This window comes from Microbacterium testaceum StLB037, from assembly GCF_008763945.1.
Lineage (GTDB): Bacteria > Actinomycetota > Actinomycetes > Actinomycetales > Microbacteriaceae > Microbacterium > Microbacterium testaceum_G.
Map to the genome: position 1 here is coordinate 962,068 of NZ_VTQH01000001.1, position 21,119 is coordinate 983,186.

The 21,119-nt window shown below is 70.2% G+C and carries 16 protein-coding genes and 3 tRNA genes; 13 read left to right on the forward strand and 6 right to left on the reverse strand.

Translation table 11 applies throughout. The annotated features are described in order from the left end of the window. Nucleotides 1-22: 22 nt before the first annotated feature. Nucleotides 23-1,021 (reverse strand): tRNA lysidine(34) synthetase TilS, encoded by a 999-nt coding sequence (gene tilS, locus F9B98_RS04515; RefSeq protein WP_150953433.1) that lies wholly within the window; start codon nucleotides 1,019-1,021, stop codon nucleotides 23-25. A 90-nt stretch (nucleotides 1,022-1,111) separates the two neighbouring features. Here tilS and F9B98_RS04520 point away from each other — a divergent pair, with 90 nt between their 5' ends. Next, nucleotides 1,112-1,645 carry an inorganic diphosphatase gene (locus tag F9B98_RS04520; RefSeq protein ID WP_013584174.1) on the forward strand — a complete coding sequence of 178 codons (534 nt, stop codon included), beginning with the start codon at nucleotides 1,112-1,114 and terminating at the stop codon, nucleotides 1,643-1,645. 57 nt (nucleotides 1,646-1,702) lie between these two features. Here F9B98_RS04520 and F9B98_RS04525 read toward each other — a convergent pair whose 3' ends face one another. Next, nucleotides 1,703-3,142 carry a M23 family metallopeptidase gene (locus tag F9B98_RS04525; RefSeq protein WP_150953436.1) on the reverse strand — a complete coding sequence of 480 codons (1,440 nt, stop codon included), beginning with the start codon at nucleotides 3,140-3,142 and terminating at the stop codon, nucleotides 1,703-1,705. Between the two features lie 214 nt (nucleotides 3,143-3,356). Here F9B98_RS04525 and F9B98_RS04530 point away from each other — a divergent pair. From F9B98_RS04530 to F9B98_RS04545, 4 genes are all read left to right on the forward strand, one after another. Beyond that, nucleotides 3,357-3,429: transfer RNA gene (locus tag F9B98_RS04530), tRNA-Glu, on the forward strand. A 30-nt stretch (nucleotides 3,430-3,459) separates the two neighbouring features. Further along, a tRNA-Asp gene (locus F9B98_RS04535) sits at nucleotides 3,460-3,533 on the forward strand. A 64-nt stretch (nucleotides 3,534-3,597) separates the two neighbouring features. After that, nucleotides 3,598-3,670, forward strand: a tRNA-Phe gene (locus F9B98_RS04540). A 350-nt stretch (nucleotides 3,671-4,020) separates the two neighbouring features. Then, nucleotides 4,021-6,084 (forward strand): MDR family MFS transporter, encoded by a 2,064-nt coding sequence (locus tag F9B98_RS04545; RefSeq protein WP_191966666.1) that lies wholly within the window; start codon nucleotides 4,021-4,023, stop codon nucleotides 6,082-6,084. 76 nt (nucleotides 6,085-6,160) lie between these two features. Here F9B98_RS04545 and F9B98_RS04550 read toward each other — a convergent pair whose 3' ends face one another. The 3 genes from F9B98_RS04550 to F9B98_RS04560 all read right to left on the reverse strand — a co-directional run bounded on the left by F9B98_RS04550 (nucleotide 6,161) and on the right by F9B98_RS04560 (nucleotide 10,039). Next, nucleotides 6,161-7,744, reverse strand: a complete 1,584-nt coding sequence (locus tag F9B98_RS04550; RefSeq protein WP_150953439.1) for an AMP-binding protein — start codon at nucleotides 7,742-7,744, stop codon at nucleotides 6,161-6,163. 103 nt (nucleotides 7,745-7,847) lie between these two features. Beyond that, entirely contained in the window at nucleotides 7,848-9,023 is a 1,176-nt protein-coding gene (gene chrA / locus F9B98_RS04555; RefSeq protein WP_225310217.1) for a chromate efflux transporter, read from the reverse strand. 59 nt (nucleotides 9,024-9,082) lie between these two features. Further along, a complete protein-coding gene (locus F9B98_RS04560; protein WP_150953445.1) occupies nucleotides 9,083-10,039 on the reverse strand; it encodes a Gfo/Idh/MocA family protein in 957 nt (318 codons plus the stop codon). A gap of 113 nt (nucleotides 10,040-10,152) precedes the next feature. Between F9B98_RS04560 and F9B98_RS04565 the strand changes: the two genes are divergently transcribed. The 8 genes from F9B98_RS04565 to F9B98_RS04600 all read left to right on the forward strand — a co-directional run bounded on the left by F9B98_RS04565 (nucleotide 10,153) and on the right by F9B98_RS04600 (nucleotide 18,532). After that, a complete protein-coding gene (locus F9B98_RS04565; protein WP_150953448.1) occupies nucleotides 10,153-11,313 on the forward strand; it encodes a polysaccharide deacetylase family protein in 1,161 nt (386 codons plus the stop codon). Nucleotides 11,314-11,488: 175 nt separating this feature from the next. Further along, nucleotides 11,489-12,616: a glycosyltransferase gene (locus F9B98_RS04570; protein WP_150953453.1), complete on the forward strand. Its 1,128-nt coding sequence runs from the start codon at nucleotides 11,489-11,491 to the stop codon at nucleotides 12,614-12,616. Nucleotides 12,617-12,657: 41 nt separating this feature from the next. Further along, entirely contained in the window at nucleotides 12,658-12,915 is a 258-nt protein-coding gene (locus tag F9B98_RS04575) for a glutaredoxin family protein (protein ID WP_150953456.1), read from the forward strand. Between the two features lie 10 nt (nucleotides 12,916-12,925). After that, complete coding sequence (locus tag F9B98_RS04580; RefSeq protein ID WP_150953460.1) at nucleotides 12,926-13,864, forward strand: hypothetical protein; 939 nt, start codon at nucleotides 12,926-12,928, stop codon at nucleotides 13,862-13,864. 91 nt (nucleotides 13,865-13,955) lie between these two features. Continuing rightward, on the forward strand, nucleotides 13,956-15,140 hold the full coding sequence (locus F9B98_RS04585; RefSeq protein WP_150955900.1) for a kynureninase: 1,185 nt from the start codon (nucleotides 13,956-13,958) through the stop codon (nucleotides 15,138-15,140). A gap of 62 nt (nucleotides 15,141-15,202) precedes the next feature. Then, the gene (locus F9B98_RS04590; RefSeq protein WP_225310218.1) at nucleotides 15,203-16,951 is read left to right on the forward strand and encodes a cation:proton antiporter; all 1,749 of its coding nucleotides are present in this window, start codon (nucleotides 15,203-15,205) and stop codon (nucleotides 16,949-16,951) included. Nucleotides 16,952-17,045: 94 nt separating this feature from the next. After that, nucleotides 17,046-17,798, forward strand: a complete 753-nt coding sequence (locus F9B98_RS04595; protein WP_150953463.1) for an SDR family NAD(P)-dependent oxidoreductase — start codon at nucleotides 17,046-17,048, stop codon at nucleotides 17,796-17,798. 257 nt (nucleotides 17,799-18,055) lie between these two features. After that, nucleotides 18,056-18,532, forward strand: a complete 477-nt coding sequence (locus tag F9B98_RS04600) for a dehydrogenase (RefSeq protein WP_150953466.1) — start codon at nucleotides 18,056-18,058, stop codon at nucleotides 18,530-18,532. Between the two features lie 26 nt (nucleotides 18,533-18,558). Here F9B98_RS04600 and F9B98_RS04605 read toward each other — a convergent pair whose 3' ends face one another. After that, nucleotides 18,559-20,922, reverse strand: coding sequence for an ATP-binding cassette domain-containing protein (locus tag F9B98_RS04605; protein ID WP_150953469.1), 2,364 nt, complete (start codon nucleotides 20,920-20,922; stop codon nucleotides 18,559-18,561). Between the last annotated feature and the right edge of the window lie 197 nt (nucleotides 20,923-21,119).

The following is a 21,119-nucleotide window of genomic DNA, read 5'->3' on the forward strand; positions in this document are numbered from 1 at the left end:
TCGGTCGGATGGATCGGTCGGATCAGGATGCCGTCCGCGCGACGACCTCGATGCGCGCGCCGACCCGGCGGGCCAGGCATCCGGGCAGGTCGATGGGCCCCTGCCCCCTCCAATCGGTGGCCAGGCGCGTGACCTCGAGGGTCTGCGCGCGGGAGAGCGAGACGCCGAACTCGCTGTCGACGACGTAGCGGACGATCCTGTTGCGTAGGGCCGCGGGGTTCGCGGCGAGAGCGGCGACCGAGATCGAGATCCCCGCTTCGGCGTGCTCAACGATGTCTTCGATGGTCTCGTCGATCATGCTCTGGAACGCCTCGGCATCCTCTCGGAGCTGCTCGGCCGTGCGGGCGAGAGCCTCGGCGACCCCCGGTCCGAGCTCGGACTCCAGCATCGGCATCACCCGGTCGCGCACGCGCACGCGGGAGTACGCGGGGTCGACGTTGTGCGGATCGTGCCACGGCTCCAGCCCCTCCGCGGTGCAGGCAGCGACGGTCGTGCGCCGACGCACCGACAGCAGGGGGCGCGTCCACACCGGACCCGTGGCATCCCGTCTCTCGGCGGGCATGCCGGCGAGGCTCAATCCTCCGGACCCGCGCGCGAGACCGAGCAGCACGGTTTCAGCCTGGTCGTCGAGCGTGTGTCCGAGCAAGACGACGTCGGCCCCGATCTCGGCCGCCGCCGCCGCCAGGCCGGCGTACCGGGCCGCCCGCGCGGCCGCCTCAGGCCCATCGCTCGCGCCCACCTCGACGCGTACGACGCGGGCGTCGAGACCGAGACCGCGTGCCGTCTCCGCGGCGGCGGAGGCTACGGCATCCGACCCCTTCTGCAGACCGTGGTCGATCACGACGGCTTCGGCCCGGATGCCGGCTCGCGCGGACTCGAAGGCCGTCGCCGCCGCGAGCGCCAACGAATCAGGTCCGCCCGAGAGCGCGATCACGACGGGGCCCTCCACGCGCTCGAGGACGGCGCGGACCGCTCGGCGCACCTCGGCGACGGAGGGGTCGAGTCCGGGGCGGTGATTCATCCCCCCACGCTAGCGGGGCCGCGACATCGGCCGCCGACCGCGCCCGACTAGGCTGGGCCGCGGAAATCCACAGATCTAAGGAGCACGAGTATGGGCGCGTACGACGCCGTCATCGAGATCCCCCGCGGCAGCCGCGTGAAGTACGAGGTCGACCACGGCACCGGCCGTGTCTACCTCGACCGCATCCTCTACACGGTGTTCGGCTACCCCGCCAACTACGGCTTCTTCGAGAACACCCTCGGCGAGGACGGCGACCCGCTCGACGTGCTCGTCCTGCTCGATCGCGAGCTGCACCCCGGCATCCTCGCCAAGGTGCGCCCCGTGGGCGTGCTCAAGATGAGCGACGAGGCCGGTGGCGACGACAAGGTCGTGGCCGTGCTCGCGAAGGATCCCCGGTGGGACCACATCCAGGACGTCGGCGACATCGACGAGTGGACCAAGAAGGAGATCACCCACTTCTTCGAGCACTACAAGGACCTCGAGCCTAACAAGTGGGTCAAGGTCGACGAGTGGGCGGATGCCGCCGAGGCCGAGCGCCTGGTGGGCGAGGCGTTCACGCGCTTCGACGAGCACGACGCGCAGACCAAGACGCAGGGTTCGGGCGAGGCGCCCAACACCCTCTGATCTTCTGCAGACGAAAAACCCCCGGTCCATCGACCGGGGGTTTTGTCGTGGGCTCGCTCAGACCGAGACGCCGCGGGCCCGCAGCCAGGGCGCGGGGTCCGTGGTGCCGCCGCCGGGAGGGTAGACCTCGAAGTGCAGGTGGCAGCCGAAGGAGTTGCCGGTCTGACCGGTTGCGGCGATCTGCTCACCGGCCGAGACGCGCTGACCGTATGACACGTAGATGCCGCCGTTGACGATGTGGCCGTAGCCCGTGCCCGATCCGTCATCGTGCTGGATGCGAATGTAGTTCCCGAACCCGCCGTTGACGCCCGCGTAGGTCACGCGACCGGCGGCCGCGGCGTAGATGGGCGACCAGCAGCTCGCGCCGAAATCGAGGCCGAGGTGCCAGGTGCTCGCGCAGTAGCTGGAGTTGCACTGACCGGACCGGGGGCCGTAGCCCGACGACGTGTACGCCGACGAGGGGCGCGCCCAGCCGGAGCCGCCGACGCTTCCGCCGCCACCGCCTCCGCCGCCGCCTCCGCCGCCTCCGCCGCCTCCGCCACCGCCGCCTCCGCTGTTCTGGGCGTCGCGGGCTGCCTGCTCGCGACGCGCACGCTCGGCGGCGTCACGGGCGGCGGCTTCTTCGCGCGCCTTGCGCTCGCGCTCCTCGCGCGCCTTGCGCTCGGCCTCGACACCCGCCTGGTACTCGGCGACGGTCTTGGCCGTGGTGTCCTGCAGGGCGGCCAGCTGCGCCTCGAGCACGGCCTGGTTGGCCTGCTGCGCGGCGAGGGCTTCTTGCGCCGCCTGGGCGGCCTGCTGGGCCGCGGCCATCTTGTCTTCGGCGATCTTGCGCAGACGGTCGCGCTCGGCGGCGGCATCCGTCGCCTGGTTGCTGAGGTTCTTCGCGTTGTCGCGCGCCGCGACGGCCGCGGCGTACACCGACTTGTTGCGCTCGAGCAGCTTGTCCATCGTGCCGAGACGAGCGAGAAGGTCGTCTGCGGACGCAGCGGAGCCCGAGAAGAAGAGGTCGAGCGAGGTGTCGTCACCGCCGGAGCGGTACAGCTGCGCGGCGACCTTGCCGGCCTTGCTCGCCGCCTCGGTCGCCTTCGCGGCCTCCGAATCGGCCTGCTGCTGGATGAGCTGAGCGCGGTAGTCGGCGTCCTGGTAGGCCTGCTGCGCGGCGAAGTACTCGTCGGACCGGGCCTGCACCTCGGCCTGCGTGCGGGCGACCTCGGACTGCAGGCCCTGGATCAGTCCCTGGATGCGCGAGATCTCGCCGGCCTTGGCGGCCTCGTTGGCCTTGGCGGCTTGCACGTCGTCCCACGAGGGGTAGTCGGCGGCCATGGCGGGCGAGGCGAAGCCCGTCGACACCGCGCCGAAAGCGCCGAGCGCGACAGCACCGAGGGCGCCGTACTTCAGGGCACTGCGCCGATCGAAGGTCGGCCACAGGCGCCGCTGCTCCGTCGCCGAGGGCGCGCAGCCGCAGTCGTCTGTCTCGTCAGAGGGTACGAGCGTCACGGGACTACCTCATCTCACCGGGTCGCAACTCGGCTAACAGTAGCAACACGAGTCACACGCACAACAGGGCGAGTTCCCGCTGTCGCGGCCCATCCTGCGCCCTCGACACGCGCGGGCGCAGCACGCCACGCCCCGAATTGGCAATCTCGCTCGTTGTGAAGTAGGCTCGGTCGTCGGCAAGCGAGGATGAAATCGCGAGGTTTCAGGCTCATCCGGCCCCATCGTTTAGCGGCCTAGGACGCCGCCCTTTCACGGCGGTAGCACGGGTTCGAATCCCGTTGGGGTCACTTTCCGGTGAAGTACAATTGAACATGCATGGCCCTGTAGCGCAGTTGGTTAGCGTGCCGCCCTGTCACGGCGGAGGTCGCGGGTTCAAGTCCCGTCAGGGTCGCTCCACAGCGACGGGCCTTCTTTCGAGAAGGCCCTTCGTCTAGGAAGCGGCAGACATGCCGCTCGGCTCTGTAGCTCAGTTGGTAGAGCGCACGACTGAAAATCGTGAGGTCACGGGATCGACGCCCGTCGGAGCCACGGTCCCTCATGAGGCTTCTACTCATGGGGGACTTTTTCGTTCCCGGATGCCGCTCTGCGTCGGCATCCCCTCCCCTCCCCCGCCTCATGGCCCGGGGTCTCGCGCCGCGCCGAGAACAGGACGCGCGCCGAGAACAGGCCGTTCCACGCGAAATCCCCCTGTCCCCGTGGCATCCCCCTGTTCTCATGACGGCCGGAACCCGCCGCCGACGGACCGGCACATAGCGTCTGCACAGCGGAAGTGGTTTCGGACACTGTCGGACAGCGCTACTATTTGTTGACTTTCAGCAAATACCTGGCGCCCGACTGAGCTTCCGAGCCGTCCGCCAGGCCTTCTCGAAGAGGCCCCGATGTCCGACATCACCACTCGCACCCGGCGCGCCCATACGGCCGCCACCGACACGGTCATGACCCACCGCATGATCATGTTCGTGATCTTCGGTCTCATGGCCGGCATGTTCCTCTCCGCCCTCGACCAGACCGTCGTCGGCACCTCGATCCGCACGATCGGCGACGACCTGCAGGGCCTGAGCCTGCAGGCCTGGGTCACCACGGCCTACCTCATCGTGTCGACGATCTCGACGCCCATCTACGGCAAGCTCTCCGACATCTTCGGTCGGCGCCCGCTGTTCCTGATCGCCATCCTGATCTTCATCATCGGGTCGGTGCTGGCGAGCTTCTCGACCTCGATGGTCGAGCTCGCGGCCTTCCGCGCCATCCAGGGCCTTGGCGCCGGTGGCCTGATGTCGATGCCGTTGGCGATCATGGGCGACATCCTCGCCCCGCGCGAGCGCGCGAAGTACCAGGGGTACTTCCTCGCCGTCTTCGGCATCTCGAGCGTCATCGGCCCGCTCGTCGGCGGCCTGTTCGCCGGCGCGAGCGAGATCCTCTTCATCACCGGATGGCGCTGGGTCTTCCTCATCAACGTGCCGATCGGCATCGTCGCGCTGGGTGTCGTCTGGCGCTTCCTGCACATTCCGAAGCAGCCGCGCCATTCCGTGCGCATCGACTGGTGGGGTGCCACCACGGTCATCGTCGCGCTCGTCCCGCTGCTGCTCGTGGCCGAACAGGGCCGCGAGTGGGGCTGGGGCTCGCCGATCGCGATCGCCTGCTACGTCGTCGGAGCCCTCGGCGTCGCGGCCTTCGTCATCGTCGAGACCCTGATGAAGGACGACGCGCTCATCCCGCTGAAGCTCTTCCGGTCGCCGACCTTCTCGATGGCCACCATCATCGGCGTGCTCGTCGGCTTCGGCATGTTCGGCGCGATGCTGACCCTGCCGCTGTACCTGCAGCTCGTGCTCGGCTCGACGCCCACGCAGAGCGGGTTCGAGATGCTGCCGATGATCCTCGGCCTCATGATCGCCTCGATCACGAGCGGACAGATCATCGCCCGCACCGGGCGATACCGCATGTTCCCGATCCTCGGCACCGCGCTCATGTCGGTCGGCTTCTTCCTGCTGACCTTCCTGAAGTACGACAGCCCCTACTGGCACGTCGCGATCGCGATGCTCGTGATCGGTCTGGGCCTCGGTCAGCTGATGCAGACGCTGACCATCGCGAGCCAGAACTCGGTGGGCCTGCGCGACATGGGCGTGGCCACGAGCGGCTCGACGTTCTTCCGCCAGATCGGTGGAACGCTGGGCACCGCGGTGCTGCTGTCGCTGCTGTTCACGCTCGTGCCGACCAACATCGTCGGCTCGTTCTCCGACCGCTCCACGCTCACCGATGCGCTCGACGCCGCCCTCGATCCCACGGTGTCGTCGGCCCCCGCGAACGAGAAGATCATGTCGACGATCTACGCACCGATCGTCACCCAGGCGACCCAGGCGACGACGCAGCAGCTTCAGCAGGGAGTGCAGCAGGCGACGGATGCCGCGACCCAGGCTGTCGCCGCGCAGGTCGCCGCGGGGCAGATCCCCGCCTCGGCGCAGGCTCAAGCGACGCAGGCCGCCGTGACGCGGGCCGTTCAGGGCGCCGCGACGCAGATCCAACAGCAGGTGCCCGTCGCGCGAGTGGCGGCGGACGGGACGGTCACGCTCGACTTCTCGAACGCGACCGAGCGCGCCGCGTACGTGGACACGGTGGCGACCGCCCTCGAGGACCGCTTCGCCGCGGGGGACGAGAACGCCTCGGTCGGCAGCTCGACCCTCGACGACACCTCGTTCCTGGTCGGCGCCGACCCGCGGTTGACCAAGCCGATCCTCGTCGGCTTCAACTCCTCGTCGACGACCGTCTACTGGACCGCGATGGGCGTGGTGCTGCTCGCCTTCGTGCTGTCGCTGTTCTTCCGCACCCCGCCCCTGCGATCGAAGTCGGCTCTCCAGGAGGCCGCCGACGAACGCCGAGGCAAGGACAAGGAAGAAGAGGACGCGGATGCGGCCGCGGCTCAGACCGGAGCACTGATCGCGCCCTGACACCGGTTCGCCCGCGAGGAGGGCGGGGTCGTCTTCGGACGCCCCGCCCTTCGTGCTTCCCGGCGCGGGCGCCGCCTCAGGCGGTCTCGCGCGCCCGCAGGTCCTTGCGCAGGATCTTGCCCGAGGTGGATTTCGGGATGATGTCGATGAACTCGACCCGGCGCACCTTCTTGTGCGGCGCCACCTCCCCGGCGACGAAGGCCATCACGTCGGCGGCGCTCAGACCGGAGTCGGGGGCCGCCACGACGAACGCCTTCGGGATCTCCTCCCCGTCGTCGGCGCGCACGCCGATGACCGCGGCATCCTGAATCTGCGGGTGAGACAGCAGCAGGGCCTCGAGCTCCGCGGGGGCGATCTGGTAGCCGTGGTACTTGATGAGCTCCTTGAGGCGATCGACGATCGTGAAGAACCCGTCGACATGGTGCACGCCGATGTCTCCGGTGTGGAGGAAGCCGTCGGCATCCAGCGTCTCGGCGGTCGCGTCGGGGCGGTTCAGGTAGCCGAGCATGACGTTCGGCCCGCGCACCCAGATCTCTCCGGGGGCGGTGAACCCGTCGTCGCCGTGCTCCTCGAGGTCGGCCCCGGTCTCGGGGTCGACGAGCCGGGCGTCGCACCCCGGCAGCAGCACGCCGACCGAGCTGACGGGCATGTCGGAGTCCGCCGGGATCGCGTGCGAGACGGGGCTCAGTTCGCTCATTCCGTAGCCCTGGAAGAAGCGGGCGCCGATGCGCCGGCCCGCGGTCTCGGCCGTCTCGCCGTCGAGCGGAGCCGCGCCGGAGAACACGCTGTGGACGCTCGAGAGGTCGAACTGATCGACCGCCGGGTGCTTCGCGAGGGCGACGGCGATGGGCGGGGCGATGAAGAGGAAGGTGCAGCGTTGGTCCTGCACGATCCGCAGGAACTCCATCAGGTCGAAGCGCGGCATGGTGACGAGCGTCGCCCGCTGACGCAAAGCGAGGTTCAGCAGCACGGTCATGCCGTAGATGTGGAAGAAGGGCAGCACGGCGAGCACGCGATCATCGGGACCGATCTCGATCACCGGCCGGCACTGGTGCACATTCGCGACGAGGTTGCGGTGCGAGAGCATGACGCCCTTGGGAACGCCCGTGGTCCCCGACGAATACGGCAGCACGGCGACGTGGGTGGCGGGGTCGAAACGCACCTCGGGAGGGGTGCGCCCCTCCGCGAGCAACGAGCGGAGGTCGGGGTGCCCCTCCGCCCCGTCGAGGACGATCACGTGGTCGTCCGGAATGCCCACGGCCTGCGCCGCCTGGTGCGCCTGCGACAGCAGCGGCGTCACGGTCACGAGCCAGGTGGCCGCGGCATCCCTCAGCTGTTTCTCGATCTCGCCCGCGGTGTAGAGGGAGTTGACGGTCGTCACGATGGAGCCCGCTCGCAGGATGCCATGGAACACCGTCGCGAAAGCGGGCACGTTCGGGCAGAGCATCGCGACGACCGTCTCGGTGTCGGCACCGCGGGCGGCGAGGGCCCCCGCGAAGGCGTCGACCTGGGCGCGCAGGGCACCGTAGGTCGTCTCGGCGCCGCTGGCCGGATCGACCAGCGCGACGCGACCGAGGTCGGACTCTTCGAGCGAGCCGAACAGATAGTCGTAGATGCTCTGGTCGGGGATCTCGATGCTCGGGTACGGGCTCTGGAACACGGTTCTCTCCCTCGAAAACGCCGGCGGCTTCGTCGCCGTGCGCTCATCCTGGCATCGGTGGGACGCGGTGTCATCCCGGACGGCATCGGCTCTCGGCGCCCGCTCAGGTGAGTGCGAGCACCACTCCCCCGGCGGCGCCCACGAGCACGACGGCCCACGCCGGTACGCGGAACGCCGTGAGCAGGACGAAGCCGACCACGGCGAGCAGGAACGCTCCCGCGCTGGTCACCGCCGTAGTGAAGACCGGGGTGTACAGGGCGGCCCCCAGGATGCCGACGACCGCGGCGCCCGCGCCCCGCATCGCGGCCCGCACCCGGGGCCTGTCGCGCACGGCGTCCCAGAACGGCAGCACCGCGACGAGCACGAGGTATCCGGGGGCGAAGATCGCGGCGAGCGCGAGCGCCGCACCCGCGATACCGCCGGGGCCGACGGAGGACAGCGCGCCCAGGTAGGCCGAGAACGTGAAGAGCGGGCCGGGCACGGCCTGGGCCGCCCCGTACCCGCTGAGGAAGGCCTCGGGCGACACCCACCCGGTCTCGACCACGCCGGCCTGCAGCAGGGGGAGCACGACGTGTCCGCCGCCGAACACGAGGGCGCCCGAGCGGAAGAAAGCGTCGACGAGGGAGACATCCGCCGACCCGGTCACCGCAGCCAGGATCGGGAGCCCCCCGAGTCCCCCGGCGAAGAGGACGAGACACGTCACCGCGACCCCGCGCGGAACACCGAACGCCGGCAGTGCGGGCGCGAAGGGTTCCGGCGCAGCGCCGAGGAGCAGCAGCCCGCCGAGCACGCCCACGGCGAGCGCGCCGAGCTGGCCCGGCGCTCCCGGCAGAAGGAGCGCGAGCGCGAGACCCGCGACGGCGAGACCCGCGCGCGGGGCGTCGGGGGTGAGGGTGCGGGCCATGCCCCACACCGCCTGGGCGACGATGGCCACCGCCACGATCTGCAGGCCCGACAGTACGCCCGCGGCGATCGGGCCCCCGAGCAGGGACGCTCCGCCCGCGAACGCGACGAGCAGGACGGCCGAGGGCAGGGTGAAGGCGACGAAGGCGGCGAGCGCCCCCAGGATCCCGGCGCGCTGGAGCCCCATCGCGAAGCCGACCTGGCTCGACGCGGGGCCGGGAAGGAACTGGCAGAGGGCGACGAGGTCGGCGTAGGCGCGGTCGTCCATCCACTTCCGCCGCACGACGAGGTCGTCACGGAAGTAGCCGAGGTGCGCCACCGGGCCGCCGAACGAGGTGACGCCCAGGCGTAGGAAGGCGAGGAAGACCTCGCTCACTCGACCAGACCTCTGCACCCGCCCATCCTTCCCCCGCGGGGGAAACGGCGGGTGAATCGTCACGCCGTGTCAGAGCGCAGCAGCTCGTCCACGAGCGTCAGAGTGAGGCCCGTGAGGTGCTGGTCCTCGGCGATGTCGGCGCCGGCCACGGCGTCGCGGAATCGCTCGACCTCGCCCACCATCGGGTTCGACGGGGCTTCGACCTCGACCACCTCGACCTCGCCGTCGCGCGGCGTCAGGGTCAGCCGTCGGGGAGCGTCGATCGCGTCGATGGACAACGACGCGTCCTCGCCCTGGAGCTCGCTCGGCAGGGACGTGTCGGTGATCTTCGACCATGCGATGTCGGCGACGAAGCCGTCGTAGGCCGCGAGCGCGCTGCCGAGCCCGTCGGTTCCCGACGCGATGCCCACGCGCACGCCGTCGATCGAGCGCGGGGCGCCGAAGAGCCGGACCAGGGCGTGCAGCGGGTACACCCCGAGGTCGCGCAGGGCGCTTCCGCCCAGGGCCGGGTCGAAGATGTTCGTCTGCTCGCCCGCGAGCACGTGGTCGTACCGCGCGGAACGCTTCTCGTACCGGAACGAGACGCGGCGCAGCGTTCCCAGACGCGGCAGCAGACCTCGAACCGTCTCGAGCCCGGGGTCGTAGCCCGAGCGCATCGCCTCGAGCAGCACCACACCTCGTTCGCGGGCATGCGAGACCGCGGCATCCCACTCCCCCGCCGACAGCACGGCGGGCTTCTCCACGAACACCGGGATGCCGGCATCCACCGCCTCCCGTATCTGCTCCGCATGCAGTGCGTTGGGGCTGGCGAGGTACACCGCGTCGACGTCGTCCGCGGCAAGCAGGTCGGCGAGCCCGACGGCGGTGTGCGGTGCCCCGATCGTGTCGGCGAACGCCCTCGCCCGCTCCGCGTCGCGGGATGCCACCCGCGTCACCTCGACGCCCTCGACGACGGCGACCGCCTCGGCGAAGCGCTCTGAGATGGAACTGGTGCCGATGATTCCGATGCCGGTCATGGATTCATCTTCGCAAAGCGGCGCGCCGTCACGGGGTGCGCGATACGTCCCACGGGAGCGGGAAACGTGCCGATAGGATCGCGCCGATCCACTCGCCCGAAGCCCGAGGCCCCATGAACATCACCCGCGCCGAGCACCGTCGTCGCGCCTCTCGCCGTGTCCGTCGTCGTCGCACGATCAGCGCCGCCATCGCGGTCGCGCTCATCGGCGTCGGTGTCGCCGCGGTGGCGTGGACCCGCGTTCCCCCGTCGTCTCCCGAGGTCGCCGAGACCACCGCGAGCGCCACCCCCTCGCCGACGCCGACGCCGACCCCGACCCCCACGCCCCTCACCCCGGCCCAGTCCCTGCTCGCCTCCTCCTCCGACCCGAACACGTGCGCGGTGTCGTTCGCCGGCGACGGGATCACCCTCGACCCGCAGCTGCAGGCGCAGGGCGCGCGCTACCAGAACCTACCGATCCCCCACGCCGAGGGCCGCGTCTTCGCCGGGTGGTACGAGGCGGCGTCCGATGCGACCGCCCTGACGCAGAGCGCCCGGCGCAACGGCGCCGACCTCGTCTCGTGCACCGACCGGCAGCGGACGCTCCACGCGGGGTGGACGACACCCGAGGCGAATAAGGCCGAGGCCGCCGGCATCCCGATCCTGATGTACCACCAGTTCACGCGGAACCCGCAGGGCGAGGACAACTGGCTGCGGCTGAACTATGCCTACATCGGCGATTTCGACGCGCAGATGGCCCACATCCAGCAGTCGGACTTCTACCTCCCGACCTGGGACGAGCTCAGCGCGTTCATCGACGGGAAGCTCTTCCTGCCGAAGCACTCGGTGGTCATCACCGACGACGACGCCGACAGCACGTGGCTCGAGCTGGCCGCCCCGATCGTGAACGACCGGAAGCTGCTGACCACCTCGTTCGTGATCACGTCGGCGCGCACCGAGGGCACCCCCAATCCCTTCGTCCTGCAGCGCTCGCACACGCACGACATGCACCGCGCCGGCGCGAACGGCAAGGGGCGGATGGTCAACGACGACGCCGACACGATCGCGGCGGATCTCGATCGCTCGGCGCAGATCCTGGGCGCGAAAGAGGTCGTCGCCTACCCCTACGGTCACTACAACGACACGACCAAGGAGGGCGTGCGCCGGGCGGGATTCGAACTCGCCCGGACGATCGAGCACGGGTACGTGCGCATCGGCACCGATAAACTCGCTCTGCCCGTCATCCGTGTGGACTACGGAATGACGGTCGACGATCTCAAGAAAGAGATCGGCTGACCTCCGACAACCGGAGAATACCGAGAGGGAATGCCCGCGTCATGCGGCATGTCCTAGGGCCCACTGAGGTGGGCATCCGTGATCTCTCAGGTAAGTACGCCAGACTTTGAGATCGGGCACGCGTCGGCCGGTCTGCGCTGTTCATTTCTGTCTTACCGAGAAAACGCGAGCACCTATGGACCTTTCCGTCATCGTTCCGACCTTCAACGAGGGTCCGAACGTCGCCGAGCTCGTCCGACGGACCACGCAGGCGTTGCTCGGACGGACGGTGGAGGTCATCTTCGTCGACGACTCCACCGACGACACCCCCGACATCATCCGGGCCGTGGCTGCGGCATCCGAGATCCCGGTGCGTCTGATCCACCGCGACAACCCGGTGGGCGGTCTGGGCGGGGCCGTGGTCGAGGGCATCCGCGCCGCGGAGTCCGACCGGTGCGTCGTGATGGACGGCGACCTGCAGCACCCGCCGGAGGTCATCGCCGACATGCTCGCCCGGGCGGAGGTCGGCGATGCCGATGTCGTCGTCGCCTCCCGCTACGTCGCCGGCGGCACCTCGGACGGTCTCGCCAACGCCGTGCGCACCACCGTGTCGCGCGCGTCGACGCTGCTGACCAAGGCGATGTTCCCGCGCAAGCTCGCCAACTGCACCGACCCGATGACGGGGTTCTTCCTCGTGGACCGTCGCGCTCTCGAGATCGAGACGCTGCAGCCGCGCGGCTTCAAGATCCTGCTCGAGATCCTCGCCCGCAAGCAGATGCGCGTGGCCGAGGTCCCCTTCTCGTTCGCACCCCGCTTCGCGGGTGAGTCGAAGGCGTCGTTCAGCCAGGGCATGCGCTTCCTGCTGCAGCTGACGATGCTCCGCTTCGGGCGCATGTCGGCGTTCGCCGTCGTCGGCGGGCTCGGCGCCCTGGCCAACCTCGCGATCATGTGGGGACTGCAGGCGTTCGGGATGCAGTACCTGATCGCCGCGGTCGTCGCGAGCATCGTGACGATCATCGCGAACTTCATCGCCCTCGAATATCTCGTGTTCGCCGACATGCGCGCCGAGTCCGGGCTCATGCGGCACCGCTTCATCAAGTCGTTCACCTTCAACGGCGTCGAGGCGATCATCCGCATCCCCGTGATCTGGGTTCTCGTCAGCCAGGCGCACATGCCCAGCGTCATCGCCGCGGCCCTGACCCTGATCGCCGCGTTCGTGGTGCGCTTCGTGTTCCACGCGCTCGTGGTCTACGCCCCCAAGAAGAGCCGCGTCGGCAAGGCCGTCCGCTCCATCGAGCCCCTCGAAGACGAAGTCACCGCCTGAGCCACGGCGCCGCCCGGCGCCTCCCGGCGTACGCTGGAGGCATGTCCTCCGACGCACCCATCCGTATGTTCGGCGCCGACTGGTGTCGCGATTGCCTCCGCACCAAGAAGCAGCTCGACGAGCTCGGCATCGACTACGAGTACATCGACCTCGTTGCCGACCCTGCCGCAGCCGACGTCGCCAAAGAGATCTCCGGCCGCACGAGCATCCCCGTGGTCGTCTACCCGGATTCCAGCCACCACGTCGAGCCGTCGAACGCCGACGTCGAGAGCAAGCTCCGCGAGCTGTCGCTGATCTGATCGCGACGGCGTGACCCTCTCCGCCGCGTGGCCCGTGCGTCGCGCGCTCACCGCTGAGACGGGGAGCGCGCTGCCCGCGTTCGTCGATCATCACGTGCACCTGCACCTGATCGATTCCGCGACTTTGCCGCGTCGAGGGATCGCCGCCGTCGTCGACCTCGGCGGCGATCCCTTCGCCCTCGCTCGACGATCCGACGGCCTTCCGCGCATCTCGTTCGCCGGGGCCTTCCTCACCGTTCCCGGTGGCTACCCCGACGGTCGGTCGTGGGCACCCGCGGCGATCGTGCGATTCGTCACCGATGCCTCGCGGCATCCGGGAATCGACGGCGGGGTCCGCACCGCGGTGGATGAGCAGGCGGATGCCGGGGCCTCGGTCATCAAGATCGCCCTCCACGCCGACGCCGGGCCGGTGATGACGGACGAGACCCTCGCCGCCGTGATCGCCTCGGCCGCCGAGCGGGGCTTGCCGGTCGTCGCGCACGCGCAGGGACCCGGGCAGGTGGACCGCGCGATCGAGGCGGGCGTGTCCGTACTCGCGCACACGCCGTTCGACGCTCCCGTCTCGCGGCGCACCGTCGCGCGCGCCGTCGCCGCGGGCCAGGCGTGGATCTCGACGCTCGACATCCACCGCGGCGCCGACCGGGAGCGCGCCATCGCCAATCTCCGCGCCTTCGCCGCCCGGGGCGGGCGTGTGCTGTACGGGACCGATCTGGGCAACGGCTCCCTCCCCGTGGGCGTGAACCGGCGCGAGCTGCTCGCGCTCACCGCGGCAGGCGTACGCGGTGACGCCCTCGTGTCCGCGCTCACCGACCCGTGGCCCCGCTCGAGTCCCCTCGACGCCGTGTCGACCTTCGTCGCCGGCGCCGCCCCCACCGATGACGACGACGTCGCGACCTGGCTGAGCCGGGCGAGCGTCGTCCCGACCGAGGAGTTGACCCGTGTCGACTGACCCCTCCCCCGATTTCGGCTCCGTCGATCGTCTCGAGGTTCCGCACCACTCCTTCGCGGCCGAGGCGCAGCGACTCGACGACACCGACCCCCTGGCCCCTCACCGCGATGCGTTCGTGGGCAGCGACAGCTCGCTGGTCTACTTCGACGGCAACTCCCTGGGCCGACCGCCCCGCGCCACCGCTGACCGGCTCGCGCGCTTCGCCACCGAAGAGTGGGGCGGCCGCCTCATCCGCGGGTGGGACGAAGCGTGGATGGAGCTGCCGTTCGCGATCGGCGACCGGATCGGGGCTTTGGCGCTCGGCGCAGCATCCGGTCAGACGGTCATCGGCGACTCGACCACCGTGCTGCTGTACAAGATGCTGCGTGCGGCCCTCGACGCGCAGACGAACCGCGACCCGGAGCGCATCGAGATCGTCGTCGGTCGCGACGACTTCCCCACCGACCGCTACCTCGTCGAGGGGATCGCCGCCGAACGCGGAGCGCGAGTCGTCTGGATCGACGTCGACACGACACGGGGAGTGGATGCCGACCTGCTCCGCGCCGCGGTCGGCCCGCGCACCGCGGTCGTGCTGCTGAGCCACGTCTCGTACCGCTCGGGCTTCCTCGCCGACGGCGCCGACCTCACCGCGATCGCCCACCGCGCCGGGGCGCTCGTGCTGTGGGACCTGTGCCACTCGGCGGGCTCCGTGCCCGTCGAGCTCGACGCCTGGGGGGCCGACCTCGCCGTCGGCTGCACGTACAAATACCTCAACGGCGGGCCCGGGTCGCCCGCCTTCGCCTACGTCGCCGCGCGTCACCACGCCGGCCTGACGCAGCCCGTGCAGGGGTGGATGGGCGCCGCCGACGTCTTCTCGATGGGTCCGCAGTACCTCCCGGCCGAAGGGATGCGCCGCTTCCTGTCGGGCACTCCGCCGGTGTTGGCGATGATCGCCATGCAGGACACCCTCGACCTTCTCGAGAGCGCCGGGATCGCGCAGGTGCGCGCCAAGTCGGTCGCCCTCACCGAATTCGCGGTGCGGGTGGCCGACGGCATCCTGAGTCCGCTCGGTGTCCGGCTCGCCTCCCCGCGCGACGCGGCGGAGCGGGGCGGGCACGTCACGCTCTCGCACCCCGCCATGCGCGCCGTGACCGCTCGCCTGTGGAAAGACGACGTCATCCCCGACTACCGCGACCCGCACGGACTGCGCATCGGCCTCTCGCCGCTGTCGACCAGCTTCGCCGAGACCTGGACGGGGATGCAGGCCGTGGCCGAGGCGGTGCGCGCCGAGGGCTGAGATCCAGCGGCTTGCTGGCTCGCTGAGGGGGACCGCCGCGCGCGGAGGGCTAGCCTCGAGACGTGATCGATCCCCTCATCCTCGTGCTCGCCGGGGTGGTGGTCGTCGCTCTCGCCACGGTGATCGGGCCGCGCTTCAACGTCGCCGGCCCCCTGGTCCTGCTCGCGATCGGCGCCGGGGTGAGCCTGCTGCCCTTCGTCGCTCCCTTCTCGGTGAACCCCGAGGTCATCCTCGTCGGGGTGCTCCCGCCGCTGCTGTACTCGGCGGCGGTGCAGCTGCCGGCCATCGAGTTCCGCCGCGACTTCGCGCCCATCGCCGGGCTCTCGGTGCTGCTCGTCGTGTTCAGTTCGCTCGTTCTCGGCGTCTTCTTCTGGGCCGTCATCCCCGACCTCGACCTCGCTCTCGCGATCGCCCTGGGCGCCATCCTCAGTCCCACGGATGCCGTGGCCACCTCGATCGCCAAGCGCTTGGGCATCTCCTCGCGCGTGGTGACGATGCTGGAGGGCGAGAGCCTGCTCAACGACGCGACGGCCCTGGTGCTGCTGCGCACGGCCGTGGCCGCCGTGGCATCCGGATTCGCGTTCGGCGACGCTCTCGCCGACTTCGCCTGGGCCGTCGTCATCGCGCTCGTGCTGGGCGCGGCCATCGGATGGGCGAACCTGCGCGTACGCGAGCGCGTGTCGAACTCCGCCGCGAACACGGCCCTGAGTTTCACGATCCCCTTCCTCGCGTACCTGCCGACCGAGCACCTCGGCGGCTCGGGACTCGTCGCCGCGGTGGTCGCGGGCATCGTCACCGGGCAGGGCGCCGCACGGCGCTTCACGCCCGAGCAGCGCATCAGCGACCGGCTGAACTGGCGCACGGTCGAGCTCATCCTCGAGGGCGGGGTCTTCCTCGTGTTCGGCCTCGAGCTGAAGGACATCGTCGGTGCGAACCTCAAGGAGCACGAGGGCCTGTGGCACGGAACGTGGCTGGCGCTCTCGGCCCTGGGGATCGTCCTGCTCGTGCGCGCCCTCTACGTCACGGGGCTGATCGGGCTGCAGGCCGGGCGCAGCCATCGTCACGACCGTCGTCAAGGGCGCATCGAGGGGGCGCAGCAGCGCCTCGACCGCTTCGAAGAGGCGTACCGCGAAGCGCCCGAGCAGTTCGGTGAACGCGGCGCCGACCCCGTGCGAACCGAGCGGCGCATCGGCTGGATGCGCACGCGCATCTCGCGCACTTTGGCCGACCTCGACTACTACCGCGACTCCCCGCTGACCGCTCGGCACGGCACCGTGATCGTGTGGGCCGGCATGAGGGGGGTCGTGACCCTGGCTGCGGCGCAGACCCTTCCGGAGATCACCCCGCAACGCCCGCTGCTCATCTTCGTCGCGTTCCTCGTGGCGCTGTTCAGCCTGGTCCTCCAGGGCGCGACGCTTCCGGCCGTCGTGCGGGGCGTCGGCCTCGCCGGCGACGGCGGCGAGGGACCCACGCGCGACGAGCAGAGGGCGTTGAATGCCGAGCTCCGGGATGCCGCGAGCTCGGCGGTGCAATCCGGATCGCTGTCTCGGCGCAGCGGCGAGCCGTTCCCGGCCGACCTCATCGAGCGGGCGGGAGCCCGCCTCGTGCAACCTCCGGACGACGACGAGGACACGACCGCACGGGTGCACGATCTGCTCGAGCTGCGACTCGCCTCGATCGAGGCGATGCGCGAGCGCCTCGGCGATCTGAGCCGCGACGGGCGCTTCAGCACCGCGGCGCTTCGACACGCTCTCGCCGAGCTCGACGCCGATCAGCTCAGCCTCGAATTGCGCCTCGACGGCGGCGACTGAGGCGGAATACCGCGGCGACCGTGGGCGTTTTCATTCACGCGCATGCGGTCGCCGCGAAAGCCGGGGCGACTCGACGGCGGGAGAGAAGGACCCCATGAGCAGGTTCGATCAGAAGGTCGCCCTCGTCACCGGCGGAGGCAGCGGAATCGGAGCCGCGATCGCGCGGCAGCTCGGCGCGGAAGGCGCCTCGGTGGTCGTCACCGACATCAACCTCGAGGCCGCCGAGCGCGTCGCCCAGGAGATCACCGCCGCGGGAGGCGCCGCCACCCCCTTCGCCCAGAACACCGCGAAATGGGAGGACTCCGAGGCAGCGGTGGACTTCGCGAAGAAGACCTTCGGCGGCCTGCACCTCGCCGTGAACAACGCCGGCATCGGCGCTGCACCCCAGAACATCGGCGACTACGACATCGCGGCGTGGGATCGCGTGCGCTCCGTCGACCTCGACGGCGTCTTCTACGGCCTGCGGTTCCAGCTCCCCGCGATCGTCGCCTCCGGGGGCGGGGCGGTCGTGAACATGGCATCCGTGCTGGGTTCCGTCGGCATCGCCCAGAACGCCGCGTACGTCGCGAGCAAGCACGCGCTGATCGGCCTGACGAAGGTCGCGGCCCTCGAGTACACCGCCCAGGGCGTCCGCACGAACGCCGTCGGCCCCGGCTTCATCGACACTCCCCTGGTCCGCTCGAGCCTGTCGCCCGAGGCGCTGACCCACCTCGAGAACGAGCACGCGACGGGCCGCCTCGGCACCGACGCCGAGGTCGCCGCTCTCACGCTGTTCCTGCTGAGCGATGAGGCGTCGTTCATCTCGGGCAGCTACCACCTGGTCGACGGCGGGTACTCCGCCCACTGACTCGGCTCTTGCGGGCCCGTCGCGCGCGTCGCGGCGGGCCCGCCGTGTTTGCCGCAGTCTGGCGCCCCGCGGCAGGCGCGTTGGGGGGTCAGTGCGCCTACCGGGGACCATGTCCCACTCTCGGCTGCCTGAGGGCACCCCGGACGGCGCTTTCTGGGACATCCCCCGACAGGAGTGGGACGCGGGAGTCAGGGGCGGCGGGGCCCGGCGGGGGGGGATTCGCAGGGTCGTGCGGCACAATGGACGCGGAGGTCTCCATGAGCGATTCGATCCCGACGCTGCCGTCATCCGTGGATGCCGCCGGGACCCATCCGGTGCCGCTCGCGCACGACGCGGCCGACTGCCCGAAGTGCTTCACCGAGCTGCAGAGCGACCGTGATTGGTGGCGCGCGCGTCCCGCTGGTTCGCGTTTAGTCGGACTCGTGGTCTCTCGCCCGGACATGGCGACGGTCAAGCAGCAGCGCGACGACCTCACGCGCTTCGGCGTTCCGATCGAGGGGTTCCGCCACCCCGCGCCCGAAACGCTCGAAGGGTGGGCCAACCGGCTCGACCGCTTCTTCGGGACGCTGACCCGGGGCGACGTGCTCGTGGTCGCCAGCGTGCACGCGCTCGGACTCACCCGCGAAGACGAGACCCGCGCCGTCGCCGACCTGCGTCGACGCGGAGTGATCGTCAAGGTGCTGTCGCACGGCGATCGCCACCTGCACGACGCGACGCTCCCCTCACGCGGCTGAGGCGCTCGCTCTCCGCCCGCCGCCGGTCAAGGCGCGAGCGCCCGTCGCCGGTCAGGCCCCACGTAGCGCGCCAGGTGCTCCCCCGTCAGGGTCGAGCGCTCCGCGACCAGTTCGGCCGGGGTCCCTTCGAACACGATGGCACCCCCGTCGCGACCAGCGCCGGGCCCCAGGTCGATGATCCAGTCGGCGTGCGCCATCACCGCCTGGTGGTGCTCGATCACGACGACGGTGTTGCCGGCATCCACCAACTGATCCAGCAGACGCAGCAGGGTGTCGACATCGGCGAGGTGCAGACCGGTCGTGGGTTCGTCGAGGACGTAGACGGCGCCCGCTTTGGCCATCGAGATGGCGAGCTTGAGCCGCTGCCGTTCTCCGCCCGACAGAGTGCTCAGCGATTGGCCGAGCGTGAGGTAGCCGAGACCGACGTCACGGAGGCGGCTGAGAACGGCCACGGCCGGCCCCTTCGTGAGGAACTCTCCCGCTTCGACGACCGACATCGCGAGGACCTCGGCGATGTTCTTGCCGTCGAGCGTGTACTCGAGGACGTCGTCGGAGAAGCCCGTGCCCGCGCAGAGCTCGCACACCGTCTCGACCGTCGACTGGAACCCCAGCTGCGTCACGATCACCCCGAGGCCGCGGCACGCGGGGCACGCGCCCTCGCTGTTCGCGCTGAAGAGGGCGGGCTTGACGCCATTCGCCTTGGCGAAGGCGGCCCGGACCGCGTCGAGGATACCGGTGTAGGTGGCCGGGCTGCTGCGCCGCGATCCCTTGATCGCGGTCTGATCGACGACGACCACGTCGTCGAAGGCGGGCAGGTTGCCGTGGATGAGTGACGACTTGCCCGACCCGGCGACGCCGGTCACCACGGTCAGGACCCCGCGGGGGACGTCGACGTCGACGGCGCGGAGGTTGTGCTGCGTCGCCCCGCGGATCGGCATGGCCCCGGTGGCGGAGCGCACGGTGTCCTTCAGTCGCGCCCGGTGATCGAGGAAACGACCCGTCAGCGTCTCGGATGCGCGGAGACCCGCCACATCGCCCTCGAATTGAACGGTGCCGCCCTCGCGCCCGGCGCGCGGGCCCAGGTCGACGACGTGGTCGGCGATCTCGATCACCTCGGGCTTGTGCTCCACGACGAGCACGGTGTTGCCCTTGTCGCGCAGCTGCAGCAGCGTCTCGTTCATGCGCTGGATGTCGTGCGGGTGCAACCCCGCGGTCGGCTCGTCGAAGACGTAGGTGATGTCGCTGAGGCTCGAGCCGAGGTGGCGGATCATCTTCGTCCGCTGCGCCTCTCCTCCCGACAGCGTCCCGCTCGCGCGATCGAGGGAGAGGTAGCCCAGACCGATGTGCACGAAGGCGTCGAGCGTCTCGCGCAGTCCCTGGACGAGGGGAGCGACCGTCGGGTCGTCGACCGTGCGCACCCAGGCGGCGAGATCGGTGATCTGCATGGCCGCGGCATCCGCGATGTTGACCTCGCCGATGCGCGACGAACGCGCGCCTTCGTTGAGTCGCGTTCCCCCGCACGCCGGACAGGCGACGAAGGTGACGGCGCGATCGACGAACGCGCGGATGTGCGGCTGCAGCGCGTCGCGGTCTTTCTGCAGCATGCTCTTAGTGACCTTGGGGACGAGACCCTCGTAGGTCATGTTCGTGTTCGCGATGCGCACCTTGGTCTGCTCTTTGTAGAGGAAGTCCTGTCGCTCCTGCTCAGTGAACTCGCCCACAGGCTTGTCGGCGTCGACGAAGCCCGACTCGCTGAACACGCGCACCATCCACCCGTCGGCGGTGTAGCCGGGGACGAGGATGGCGCCGGCGTTGAGCGACCGCGTCGGGTCCACGAGCTGGTCGAGGTCGATGTCGCTGACCTGGCCGAGGCCCTCGCACTCGGGACACATCCCGCCGGTGATCTCGAACGACCGGCGCTCCTTCTGCCCCTTCTTCGCCCCTGTCGCGATCGTGACCGCCCCCGCCCCCGAGACGGACGGGACGTTGAACGAGAACGCCTGCGACGAGCCCACGTGCGGTTGCCCGAGCCGGCTGAAGAGCACCCGCAGCATGGCGTGCACATCGGTCGCGGTGCCGACGGTGGAGCGGGCGTTGGCGGCCATGCGCTCCTGATCGACCCGGATGGTGGCGCTGAGGTTCTCGAGCGCGTCGACATCGGGCCGCGACAGCTCGCCCATGAACTGCTGCACGAAGGTCGGGTACGTCTCGTTGATGAGACGCTGCGATTCGGCCGCGATCGTGCCGAATACGAGCGACGACTTGCCCGACCCGCTGACCCCGGTGAACACCGTCAATCGACGCTTCGGCACGTCGAGATCGACGTTCTGCAGGTTGTTCTCGCGCGCACCGCGCACGCGGATGACGTCATGGGTGTCGGGACCGTTCATGCGCTGCTCCTCGGGTCGTCCCCCAGTGTGGCGGAGACCTCCGACATCCGCGAGACGTCGAGGGGCAGCGCGTGCACGACGGCGGAGCGTTTCGGCGGCGCGCCGCTCGGAGGCCGTCGGCGACGGCGTGCCGCGCACGGCATCCGCGGCCGTGTTCGGCGCGACCCCTGAAACGCCGGTGCCCCCGCAGACGGATC

Bases quoted from the DNA above. Each gene is read 5' to 3' on its own strand.
- tilS (WP_150953433.1), bottom strand. From the start codon at position 1,021: ATGAATCACCGCCCCGGACTCGACCCCTCCGTCGCCGAGGTGCGCCGA.
- F9B98_RS04520 (WP_013584174.1), top strand. From the start codon at position 1,112: ATGGGCGCGTACGACGCCGTCATCGAGATCCCCCGCGGCAGCCGCGTG.
- F9B98_RS04545 (WP_191966666.1), top strand. From the start codon at position 4,021: ATGTCCGACATCACCACTCGCACCCGGCGCGCCCATACGGCCGCCACC.
- F9B98_RS04560 (WP_150953445.1), bottom strand. From the start codon at position 10,039: ATGACCGGCATCGGAATCATCGGCACCAGTTCCATCTCAGAGCGCTTC.
- F9B98_RS04565 (WP_150953448.1), top strand. From the start codon at position 10,153: ATGAACATCACCCGCGCCGAGCACCGTCGTCGCGCCTCTCGCCGTGTC.
- F9B98_RS04570 (WP_150953453.1), top strand. From the start codon at position 11,489: ATGGACCTTTCCGTCATCGTTCCGACCTTCAACGAGGGTCCGAACGTC.
- F9B98_RS04575 (WP_150953456.1), top strand. From the start codon at position 12,658: ATGTCCTCCGACGCACCCATCCGTATGTTCGGCGCCGACTGGTGTCGC.
- F9B98_RS04595 (WP_150953463.1), top strand. From the start codon at position 17,046: ATGAGCAGGTTCGATCAGAAGGTCGCCCTCGTCACCGGCGGAGGCAGC.
- F9B98_RS04600 (WP_150953466.1), top strand. From the start codon at position 18,056: ATGAGCGATTCGATCCCGACGCTGCCGTCATCCGTGGATGCCGCCGGG.
- F9B98_RS04605 (WP_150953469.1), bottom strand. From the start codon at position 20,922: ATGAACGGTCCCGACACCCATGACGTCATCCGCGTGCGCGGTGCGCGC.